Here is a 6,292-nt window from a genome sequence, read left to right as displayed (position 1 = left end):
GGGCGCACGCATGGGGGCCGGGCGGGGCAGGCGGGCGCAACCCGCCTGAGCCCCGCCGCATTTTCCCGATAATCTGCATGGTTGTGTCGACAACCCGCCTGCCGCTGGACGGCCCGACCCGCCGGGCGCTCACCCACCGCGAGCGCGTCGACTGGCACGACCATGCGGAGAACCAGCTCATCGCGCCCGGCCTCGGCGTCCTGCAGGTCTCCACTCCGGACGGCACGTGGATCGTGCCGCCGCACCGCGCGGTGTGGGTGCCGGCCGGCATCCCGCACGCGCACGAGGCGCACGGCCCCACCGAGATGCGCAATCTGTGCTTCCCGGCCGCGGTCAATCCGCTGCGCCTGGACCGCCCCACGGTGCTGGCCGTGACGCCGCTGCTGCGCGAGGTCGTCGCCGCGCTGACCGGTGCCGCGCACGTCCCGGACCGGGACCGCCCGCTCTCCGCCGCGCACCGGCGCAACCTCGAACAGGTCGCCCTCGACCAGTTGCGCCGCGTCGACGAACTCCCGCTGGGCCTGCCCGCACCCCGCGATCCGCGGCTGCGGGACATCGCCGCCCTGCTGACCGCCGACCCGGGCGACGAGCGCACGCTCGCCGAACTCGGCGCCGCCGTGGGCGCCGCGGAACGCACCCTGAGCCGGCTCTTCCGCGCCGAGACCGGCATGAGCTTCCCGCAGTGGCGCGGCCAGTTGCGGCTGCAGTACTCCCTCAAGCTGCTGGCCACCGGGCGCTCCGTCACCGCGGTGGCCGCGGCGTGCGGCTACGCCACCCCGAGCGCGTTCATCGAGGCCTTCCGGCACGCCTTCGGGACGACCCCGGGCAGCTACCGCAAGCAGGCCGCCCACCAGCCCGCTTCCCGCTGAGGCCCCGGAGTCCCGGAGTCCCGGAGTCCCGCGGTCCGCAGCGCCGTGCCCTGAAGTCCCGAGATCCCGAAGTCCCGAAGTCCCTTGGCCCCGAAGCCCCTTGGCCCCACAGTCCCGCGGCCCCGCGGACCGGACGACCGCCGGGAGGACCGTTCAACCCACGCCGTCGACGAACGCGGCAATCCGGTCGAGGCCGGGCACGTACCCGTCGGTGGTGTCGACCTCGATCCACGGCACGTCCAGCGAGAGGCGGACGAAGGCGCCGTGGGCCTCGGCGTGCGCGACCGCGTCGTCCGGCCGGACGTCGCCATGGACCCGGCGCAGCGGAACAGCCGCCATCCGGTCCAGTTTCCGCTGCCTGGCCACCTCCGCGGAGACTCCGCAGTGCACGATGCGGATGCGGGCGAGGTCGCGCAGCGGCGCGAGCCCGGCCCGCCACACATGGTCCTGGAAGGCCGCCTCGGCGACGACCGTCACCCCGGCCTTGACCAGGAGTTCGAGGACGCCGAAGAAGGTCGGCAGGGTGCGGCGGGTCAGCGCGTCGCCGGGCCCGGGCACGAAGTCCTCGGTGGCGTGCGCCATCCCTTCCTTGATCTCGTCGCGGCAGACGGCCGGGCACCCGACCGCGGCGGCCAGCCGATGGGCGAGTGTGGTCTTGCCGGTGCCGGGCGGGCCACTGACGACGACGAGTGTCGGCATGGATGTCACGCACAAGTGATAGCAGAATCGGCCGTGTCCGGGCCTGCCGGACATACCGGCCCCGGGAGATCGACCGTGACAGCGCACCACCCCGCACCCGAGTGGTGCGTTCTCCTACTGGGCGGCGCGTCCGGTACGGGAAAGAGCAGTCTCAGCTACCCGCTGGCCCGCAGGCTCGGGGTCCCCGTGCTGGAGATCGACGACATCGTCGAGGCGCTGCTCGCGACGACCACGCCCGAGCAACAGCCCGCGCTGCACTACTGGACGACCCGTCCCGAGGCCGCGACGGTGTCGCCCGACGAGGCTCTGACGCGGCACTTGGCCACCTGCGACGCCCTGGTGCCTGCCATCGAGGCGGTGATCGCCAACCATCTGGAGACCGCCATGCCGGTCGTCGTGGACGGCGACCAGATGACCCCCGAGCTGGCTGCGCGCCTGAAGTTCCGCGGTCAGCGCGCGGACGGGCGCGTCCGGGCGGTGTTCCTGACCGAGCCCGACGAGGACCAGGTGACCGCGAACTACCGGGCCCGGGAACGCAGCGAGCAGCGGCTCCGGGCTCAGGTGAGCGTGCAGCACGACGCGTGGCTGACCGGGGAGGCCGCGCGGTACGGCGTCCCGGTGCTCGCGGCCCGCCCGCACGCGACCGCACTCGCGCGGCTCTGGACTGCGTTCGGGCTCCCGGATCCGCCCCCGTGACCCTGACCATGACCGTGACCGGGTCCGGGTCCGGGTCCGGGTCCGGGTCCGGGTCCGGCAACCGCGCTATCGAGGGCCGAAGGACCAAGCGTCGGTGCAGGTGCTGATCTGCATGCTGTACGCGCTGTAGAAGCGGTCGCGGCCGGCCTTCTGGGCTTCCTGGTGGCGCGGGTCGTCGCGCCACGCGCGCTGGTGCTCGGCGGTCGCGAAGACGATGACCGACACGCGTTCGCCGTCCTCCGCGACGTAGACCTTGTAGTCCACGAACCCTGGCATGGCCTCCGCGGCGGCGCGCATCTCGACGGCCAGCGCCCGGAATTCGGCTTCGGCCTCGGGCCGCACCCGCGAGCGGAACACAGTGACGACCTGCCCGGGCGCGTACGCGATCTCGTCTGCCATGCGCCGAGGGTAATGGTGCGAGGCTCAGATCTCCGCAGCCCCGAGGAACGCGGCCACAACTGCGGTGAACGCCTCGGGATCGTCCACCCACGGGTAGTGCCCCGCACCGGGCTGCACCGCGTACTCGGCGTGCGGGAACGCCGCGGCGATCTCGGCGACGGCCGGCGGCGGCGTGTTGAGGTCGAACTCCCCGGCCAGCGCCAGCACCGGGCCGGGGTACGCGGCAAGGGCCGCACGCGTGGCGGGCGGGTCGTAGGCGCCTTCGGCGGAGAAGCCCCGCACGGCGTCCATGTTGCGCGGCTGCCCGGCCGCGTAGAGTTCGCGGGCCGCGGCGTCCCAGCGGCCCCAGAAGAAGGGGGCGATGGCGTCCCAGTCGGCGCCGCGGCCCTCGATGAGCGCCTCCAGCGCCGCGAACGCGTCCGGGAACCACGGCTCGTCCTTCCGCAACTCGGCGTGCGTGCGCCGCATTTCGCCATCCACTACAACGCCGAGGGCAGCCGGCCCCGGGGTGATCAGCGCGAGCCGCGCGACGCGCTGCGGGTGGCGGGCCGCGTACTGGACCGCGAGATTGGCGCCTGCCGAGTGTCCGAGGAGGTCGACGCGGTCGAGCCCGAGATGGACCCGCAGGGCCTCGATGTCGCCGACTTGGCGGTCGCAGCGGTACGAGGCGGGATCGGCGGGCGCCGCCGACGCACCCGTGCCGCGCAGGTCCGGCACGATCAGCTGCCGGTGCCGGGACAGGCCGCCGAGGTCGCCGAGGTAGGCCGAGTCGGCGGGGCCGCCGGGCACGCAGAGGACAGGCCTGCCCCGGCCTTCCGTGCGGTAGGCGAGCAGGGTTCCGTCGGGGGCGTCGAACGTAGGCATATGGGCGACCTTGTCAGGCCCCCACCGGCCCGGGCAACCCGGTCGGCGGCGCATGGTCCCTGGTGTCCGCGGTCCCCGGCGTCCGACAATGCGGCATGATCACCATCAGCCGGCTCGGCGCCGAGGACCGCGAAGCGTGGGAAGTGCTCTTCCGTGCGTACATCGACTTCTACGAGCGTGTCGAACCCGACGAGATGTACGACGCCAAGTGGGCCGAGTTCCTCGCCGACACACGCATCCACGCCCTGGGCGCCCGGCTGGACGGGCGGCTGGTCGGCATCACGCACTTCCTGGTGCATCCCAGCACGTCCGGGCCCGATGTCTGCTACCTGCAGGACCTGTTCACCGCCGAAGACGTCCGCGGCCGCGGCGTCGCCCGGGCGCTGATCGACACCGTGGCCGGGTGGGCGGTCGAGCGCGGGTGCGCGCGGCTGTACTGGCAGACCATGGAGTCGAACGCGACGGCCCGCCGCCTCTACGACAAGATCGCCCAGAACCGCGGCTTCATCCGCTACGACATCTTCCTGTCGGAGTGGTCCCCGCAGGCGGCCGGAGACCAAGCGTGATCCCGGAAGCCGTGCACGTCGGCGCCGCCGATGTGCCGTGGGTGGAGAACACCGCGTATCCGGGCACGATGATGCGGCTGCTGCGCGCCGACCTCGCCGAGGGCACGTACGTCATGGCCGGCCGGCTCCCGGCCGGCCTGGAGGTCGGTACGCACCGGCACTTGGGCGCGGTGCACATGTTCACGCTGTCGGGCGCGTGGGGGTACCGCGAGCACGGCTACGTGAACCGAGCGGGCTCGTACCTGTACGAGCCGCCGGGTTCGACACACACGTTGTTCGTCCCGGCCGACAACACCGAGACCACCGAGACGCTCACCATCGTCCACGGCGTCACCGAGTACCTGGATGCCGAAGGCAACGTCATCGGCGTATCGGATGCGGCCGCGAACCTGCGCGGCTACTACGAGAGTTGCGAGGCAGCCGGCATTCCGCGGCCGAGCGGCATCATCCTCTGAACAAGGACGCGGCCGGGACGCGGCGGCGGCACGGCGGGCGTGGCTGCCGCCGACCAGGCAGACTCCGCTGCCAGACTGAGGCCATGGCCGAGGTCGACGACTTCCTGCACGACGTCCTGCCACGCCTGCGCGCCGCCGAGATCGCCCTGCACCAGGGCGATCCCGGTCCGCGGTCCGCACTCTGGTCGCATCAGGCTCCGGTGACGCTCTTCGGCGCCGAGGTGAACCGCAGCGGCTGGGCCGAGCTCGAACCGACATTCGCGTGGCTCGCCGGGCGGTTCACCGAGTGCACCGCCTTGGAGTACGAGGTGCTCGCCGCGGGCGCGTCCGGCGACATGGCGTACCTGGTGGCGATCGAGCGCATCAGCGCGGTCGCACACGGCAAGCCGGTGTCGTACGCCCTCCGCGCAACAACGGTATTCCGCCGCGAGGAAGGCAAGTGGAAGGCCGTACACCGCCACGGGGATCCGTACAAACCCGCATAGCTAGTCTGCCCCCGTGAAAATCGACGATCTTCAACGGCGGTTCGACACCTACTCGGGGACCCTTCCCGGTGTGGTCGACGCGTTGCTCGACCACGGCTGCCTGGACCTGGTGATGGCGGCCGCGGAGGAACGTGAGGACTGGTTCTGCGCTGTCGGCGCCGCCCGTGAACTCGGCGCCGGCAGCGCATTCGAGCGGGCCTGGGCGGTCATCGAACCGTTCGCGGTGACGGGATGGCAGCCCGCGGTGCGGGCCGGCGCAGATGTCCTGCTGCGATGGGGCCGGGTGGCCGAGGCGCTGGAGCTGGCGAACCCGGAACAACGGGCCCACGTCGCCGACGACGCCTGGGGCGACTATCTCGGCGTGCTCGTCCGGGCCGGCCGCGCGGACGAGGCGATCTGTGTCGTGACGTCCCGCGTGCACGACGAGCGGACCTTGCGCGTACTCGCCGAATTGCCGGACGGAACCGCGAACGCCGACCGGGTTCTCGACGAGGCGATCCGGCTCCTCGGCGCCGACAGCGGCATAGCCCGGCGCGGGTCGGTGAACACCGGCATTCTCTACGCGCGCCTGCTTGCGCGGCGCGGCCGGACCGAAACGCTGCGCGAGTTGGCCGATGCCGATGCGTACGGAATCCTGCCCTTCTACCTGACCGCACTGGAGGCACAAGGCCGCGACGACGAAGCAGAGGCCTACCTACGCGCCCGGATGAGTACCGCCCAACGCCCGTGGGTCTACGAGAGCCAGCTCATGGAACTCCTCATGCGGCGCCACCGGTTCGCGGAGGCCATCGATGCGGTGGACCACACCTTCGAAAGCCGGTCCGACCACAATCTCCTGCAGTCGGCACTGCTGCTCCTGGCCGAACACGAGCGGCACGACGAAGCGTTGGCGCTCACCGAGAACCGCAGCGCCGAGTTCAAGGCCGACAACGAAGAGTGTTGGCTGCGCTCCAGCCGCTGGTGGCTGATGGGCGAGACGGGACGCGCCGATGCGGCCCTCGCCGAACTGGAAGGTCTGCCGCCCGAGCGGGTCGCCGACCGCGAGGGCACCTTGGCCTGGCTGCTCGCCCGAGCCGGTCGGACCGAGGAGGCGATTGCTCTCCTGCGTCGGCTTCCCGGGATCACGGCGGTGTGCGACCTGGCACTCGCGCTGATCGACCAGGGCCGGTGCGCCGAGGCTCTCGCTGCCCTGCCCGCCACCGATGCACGACAGGACGAGCGGCCGCCGCAGCACGGCTGAGGCTCACGAAGGCGGGCAG

General features: G+C 72.2%; 9 protein-coding genes. 6 read left to right on the top strand and 3 right to left on the bottom strand.

The window, feature by feature from the left end:
• Positions 1–83 precede the first annotated feature (83 nt).
• Positions 84–869, top strand: coding sequence for an AraC family transcriptional regulator (locus LZ495_RS11220; RefSeq protein ID WP_235051932.1), 786 nt, complete (start codon positions 84–86; stop codon positions 867–869).
• A gap of 153 nt (positions 870–1,022) precedes the next feature.
• Here LZ495_RS11220 and LZ495_RS11215 read toward each other — a convergent pair whose 3' ends face one another.
• The gene (locus LZ495_RS11215) at positions 1,023–1,568 is read right to left on the bottom strand and encodes a P-loop nucleotide/nucleoside kinase family protein (protein WP_235051962.1); all 546 of its coding nucleotides are present in this window, start codon (positions 1,566–1,568) and stop codon (positions 1,023–1,025) included.
• Positions 1,569–1,643: 75 nt separating this feature from the next.
• Here LZ495_RS11215 and LZ495_RS11210 point away from each other — a divergent pair, with 75 nt between their 5' ends.
• Positions 1,644–2,264, top strand: coding sequence for an AAA family ATPase (locus tag LZ495_RS11210; protein ID WP_235051931.1), 621 nt, complete (start codon positions 1,644–1,646; stop codon positions 2,262–2,264).
• 66 nt (positions 2,265–2,330) lie between these two features.
• Here the strand turns inward: LZ495_RS11210 and LZ495_RS11205 are convergent, their stop codons facing one another.
• Together LZ495_RS11205 and LZ495_RS11200 are read right to left on the bottom strand one after the other, a co-directional pair.
• Entirely contained in the window at positions 2,331–2,663 is a 333-nt protein-coding gene (locus tag LZ495_RS11205) for an antibiotic biosynthesis monooxygenase family protein (RefSeq protein ID WP_235051930.1), read from the bottom strand.
• A gap of 24 nt (positions 2,664–2,687) precedes the next feature.
• Entirely contained in the window at positions 2,688–3,527 is an 840-nt protein-coding gene (locus LZ495_RS11200) for an alpha/beta fold hydrolase (protein WP_235051929.1), read from the bottom strand.
• Between the two features lie 95 nt (positions 3,528–3,622).
• On the opposite strand from LZ495_RS11200, the gene LZ495_RS11195 reads away from it, so the two are divergent.
• The 4 genes from LZ495_RS11195 to LZ495_RS11180 all read left to right on the top strand — a co-directional run bounded on the left by LZ495_RS11195 (position 3,623) and on the right by LZ495_RS11180 (position 6,273).
• Positions 3,623–4,093, top strand: coding sequence for a GNAT family N-acetyltransferase (locus LZ495_RS11195; RefSeq protein WP_235051928.1), 471 nt, complete (start codon positions 3,623–3,625; stop codon positions 4,091–4,093).
• Positions 4,090–4,548 (top strand): 2,4'-dihydroxyacetophenone dioxygenase family protein, encoded by a 459-nt coding sequence (locus LZ495_RS11190; protein ID WP_235051927.1) that lies wholly within the window; start codon positions 4,090–4,092, stop codon positions 4,546–4,548. The genes LZ495_RS11195 and LZ495_RS11190 overlap by 4 nt, the downstream gene beginning before the upstream one ends.
• Before the next feature lie 83 nt (positions 4,549–4,631).
• On the top strand, positions 4,632–5,033 hold the full coding sequence (locus LZ495_RS11185) for a nuclear transport factor 2 family protein (protein WP_235051926.1): 402 nt from the start codon (positions 4,632–4,634) through the stop codon (positions 5,031–5,033).
• 13 nt (positions 5,034–5,046) lie between these two features.
• On the top strand, positions 5,047–6,273 hold the full coding sequence (locus tag LZ495_RS11180) for a tetratricopeptide repeat protein (protein WP_235051925.1): 1,227 nt from the start codon (positions 5,047–5,049) through the stop codon (positions 6,271–6,273).
• Positions 6,274–6,292: the final 19 nt, after the last annotated feature.

Source organism: Yinghuangia soli, assembly GCF_021502675.1.
Taxonomy (GTDB): domain Bacteria; phylum Actinomycetota; class Actinomycetes; order Streptomycetales; family Streptomycetaceae; genus Yinghuangia; species Yinghuangia soli.
Note: the sequence above shows the minus strand (reverse complement) of the source record. Positions and strands in the feature narration are given on the sequence as shown.